We start from the raw sequence: 3,347 nt of genomic DNA, 5'->3' as shown, positions 1-3,347 counted from the left end.
ACGAGGTCTGGGGTTTCTTCTTTGCGCGGCAGAAAGTCGGGCGTGGGCAGCGCCGCCTGGCGGGGTAACCTGCAGGACGTGATCGCCGGCAAGCCGGCTCCTACGGTACGCGGCCTGGCGAAGTTCCCGTAGGAGCCCGCTTGTGGGCGATGCGGTGATCGCCGTACCTGAGTGGTCGGGGCGTTCGCGGCTGAAGATGTTCCTGTGCAGTGCTTTCGGGGGTGTTTGCCGACGCGGTGCAATGCTTGGATCTTCTCCCAGGGTCGGCGGTGGAACACTGCGTTTTCTATGCAAGTACAAGCCTCGTCGTTATCATGCCAGCCTTGTTCATAGCGGGGCCTCGCATGCTGGAATTGTTGAAACTTCTGCAGGATGGTCGCTTCCATTCCGGTGAAGCCCTTGGGGCTCGGCTCGGGATCAGTCGGAGTGCCATCTGGAAGCAGTTGCAGGGCCTGGAGGCTGAACTGGGGGTCGAGGTGTTCAAGGTCCCAGGTAAAGGCTATCGGCTTTCTTCGCCCCTGGTCCTGCTCGATGCCGAGCGGATTTCACAGGCGGCGGGAGAGGTGGACTGGCCCATCGCTGTCGAGTCCAGCCTGGATTCGACGAATGCGGAAATCTTCCGCCGCCTCGATGCCGGCGCTCGTCCGCCTTTCGTGTTGCTTGCCGAGCGTCAGACCGCGGGTCGCGGACGGCGAGGTCGGGTGTGGGCGAGTCCATTTGCCGAGAACCTCTATTGCAGTCTTGTCCTGCGCGTTGATGGTGGAATGACTCAGGTCGAGGCCCTGAGTCTGACCGTCGGCCTGGCGGTGGCGAAAGCGCTGCGGGCGTGTGGCGTGACTGCGGCCGGGCTCAAGTGGCCGAATGACGTGTTGGTCGACGGGCGCAAGATATCCGGAATACTGCTCGAGCTTGCCGGCGATCCTGCCGATGTCTGCCATGTCGTGATCGGTATCGGTATCAATGTGAACATGCTGGTCGATACGCCTGCGTTGATCGATCAGCCCTGGACGTCGGTGCGGCAGTGCCTCGGTCATGCGCTCGACCGCAACCAGTTGGCGGCTGAACTCCTGAAGCAGTTGCGTGTGTACCTCTTCACGCATTGGCAGCAGGGCTTTGCCGGCTTGCGAGAAGAGTGGGAGGCGTTGCACGTGTGGCGAGGCCGCTCCGTCGCGTTGACCGCGGGAAGCAACGCAATCCTGGGTGTGGTGCAGGGCGTCGATGAACGAGGGGCGATTCGGCTGAGTGTCGATGGTGTCGATCAAACCTTCAGCGGTGGCGAGTTGAGCCTGAGGTTGCAGCATGATTCTTGAGCTCGACTGCGGTAACAGCTTCATCAAATGGCGAGTGATCTCCATCGACGCTGCTCAGCGTATTGCCGCTGGCGTGGTCAACGACGATACCGGCCTGTTCGAGGCGCTGTCGGCTGTCCCTGATCTGCAGGTGGAGCATTGCCGCATGGTCAGTGTGCGCAGCGATGCCGAGACCGAGCAGTTGGTCGCCCGTCTGCGTGCGTCTCTGGGTGTGGAGGCGGTTTGCGCTCAGTCCGCCAGTCAGGTCGGTGCGGTACGCAATGGCTATGCTGACTTCCAGCGCCTGGGCCTGGACCGCTGGCTGGCCGTGCTCGGGGCTTACCATCTCGGTCAGCGCGCCTGTCTGGTGGTGGATCTGGGGACGGCCGTCACCGCCGATTTCATCTCTGCCGACGGTACACACCTGGGTGGCTTCATCTGTCCGGGGCTGCCGTTGATGCGTGATCAGCTGAGCACACACACACGGCGTATTCGTTACGACCGCCAGGTGGCGCTCGCGGCATTGCAGGAGCTGGATCCTGGGCGTTCCACGGCGGAGGCGGTCGAGCGTGGCTGCGTGCTGATGCTGCGTGGGTTCGTCGCCGAGCAGCTGGCACAGGCGACGGCGCGTTTTCCGGATGGCTTCGAGGTGTTCCTGACGGGTGGGGACGCAGACCTGGTGCGTGATGTCGTGCCGGGCGCTCAGGTCGTCGCGGATCTGGTATTTGTCGGGTTGGCGATCGCCTGCCCCCTGAATTGAGGCAAGGCATGCGCTGGTTCCTGCTACTGCTGCTACTTCTTAACGCGTTCTACTACGTCTGGCATCAACAGCAGGCGCCGTTGCGGGCCAAGGAGGTGGCGCCGGCCAGTTCCTATCAGGGGGCGCGCAAGGACATACGCCTGCTCAGCGAGGCCGAGTCGCCTCGTCTGCCTGCAAGGCAGCCGGAGGTCGAGCCGCAGGCGGCTGCCTCCGAGGCGGCGGTGTGTCTTTTCCTGGGGAGCTTCGAGGAAGAGTCTCGCGCCCGGGTCGTCGAGCAGCGCCTGCTGAGCCTGGACATACAGGCCGAGGTGCACAGCATCGATGCGGCTGCGGGCGTGGAGTACTGGGTGTACCTGCCTCCGCTGGCGTCCCGGCAGGCGTCGTTGCGTCAGTTGCGAGAGCTGCAGGCGCGGCGCATCGACAGTTACATCATCACCCAGGGCGAGTTGGCGAACGGCATCTCCCTGGGCATCTTCCCGCGCAGCGATTCGGCCGACAGCGTCATGCAGCGCCTTCGCGAGGTGGGTTACGAGCCGCAGATGCGCGAGCTGTCGCGTGCCCATCGCAGTTTCTGGGTGCGGGTGGCCCCGCAAAGCAGGCGCCTGGCCGACGAATTTCTGCTGGGGCAACTGGCTGGAGACTTCGCTGGTTTGCAACATCAATTAATGCCGTGCGAGGGCGTTGCATTGCTCCAATAGTTTGCATAGAATGGCGCCCGCTTCGCAGGGTGGTCAAAGTTAGTTCCCGACGAAGATGTTGTCAAAGTAGCTAACCTCAAGATTTTAATGAGAAAAAGCTTGACAGCAGGGTGGCAAATCTAGAAAATGCCGCCTCACTTTGGAGGGGTTCCCGAGCGGCCAAAGGGATCAGACTGTAAATCTGACGTCATCGACTTCGAAGGTTCGAATCCTTCCCCCTCCACCAGATTCAGCGTGAGCTGCAGGCTCCGCGGGCATAGTTCAGTGGTAGAACCTCAGCCTTCCAAGCTGATGATGCGGGTTCGATTCCCGCTGCCCGCTCCAGTTTGTGGTTGGCGCAATAGAGTTTGGCTCATGTAGCTCAGTTGGTAGAGCACACCCTTGGTAAGGGTGAGGTCAGCGGTTCAAATCCGCTCATGAGCTCCATCTAATGAAGGCAGATATGAAAGTATCTGCCTTTGTTTTAATGGCAGCACGGCTTGCTCAATTCTTCGTTGGGAGACGGTCAAGATGGCTAAAGAGAAATTCGAACGTAACAAACCGCACGTCAACGTCGGCACCATCGGTCACGTTGACCACGGTAAGACCACTCTGACCGCT

Annotated in this window: 4 protein-coding genes and 3 tRNA genes; all 7 read left to right on the top strand. The window is 61.3% G+C overall.

Annotation, left to right across the window (positions count from 1 at the left end):
- Positions 1–344: 344 nt before the first annotated feature.
- Positions 345–1,310 carry a bifunctional biotin--[acetyl-CoA-carboxylase] ligase/biotin operon repressor BirA gene (gene birA / locus E4487_RS23730; RefSeq protein ID WP_175254525.1) on the top strand — a complete coding sequence of 322 codons (966 nt, stop codon included), beginning with the start codon at positions 345–347 and terminating at the stop codon, positions 1,308–1,310.
- Positions 1,300–2,049: a pantothenate kinase gene (locus E4487_RS23725; protein WP_150606727.1), complete on the top strand. Its 750-nt coding sequence runs from the start codon at positions 1,300–1,302 to the stop codon at positions 2,047–2,049. Before birA ends, E4487_RS23725 begins: the two co-directional genes overlap by 11 nt.
- 8 nt (positions 2,050–2,057) lie before the next feature.
- Positions 2,058–2,747: an SPOR domain-containing protein gene (locus tag E4487_RS23720; RefSeq protein ID WP_037057529.1), complete on the top strand. Its 690-nt coding sequence runs from the start codon at positions 2,058–2,060 to the stop codon at positions 2,745–2,747.
- Positions 2,748–2,888: 141 nt separating this feature from the next.
- Positions 2,889–2,973, top strand: a tRNA-Tyr gene (locus tag E4487_RS23715).
- 24 nt (positions 2,974–2,997) lie between these two features.
- Positions 2,998–3,071 (top strand) — tRNA-Gly (locus E4487_RS23710).
- A 26-nt stretch (positions 3,072–3,097) separates the two neighbouring features.
- Positions 3,098–3,173, top strand: a tRNA-Thr gene (locus tag E4487_RS23705).
- Between the two features lie 84 nt (positions 3,174–3,257).
- Positions 3,258–3,347, top strand: a 90-nt coding sequence (locus tag E4487_RS23700; RefSeq protein WP_003137431.1) for a GTP-binding protein, incomplete at its 3' end; no start/stop codon positions are given.

This window comes from Pseudomonas sp. BMW13, from assembly GCF_013357275.1.
Classification (GTDB): Bacteria; Pseudomonadota; Gammaproteobacteria; order Pseudomonadales; family Pseudomonadaceae; genus Aquipseudomonas; species Aquipseudomonas khazarica.
The sequence above is the reverse complement of the archived record's forward strand: the minus strand, read 5'-3'. Positions and strand labels throughout refer to the sequence as shown.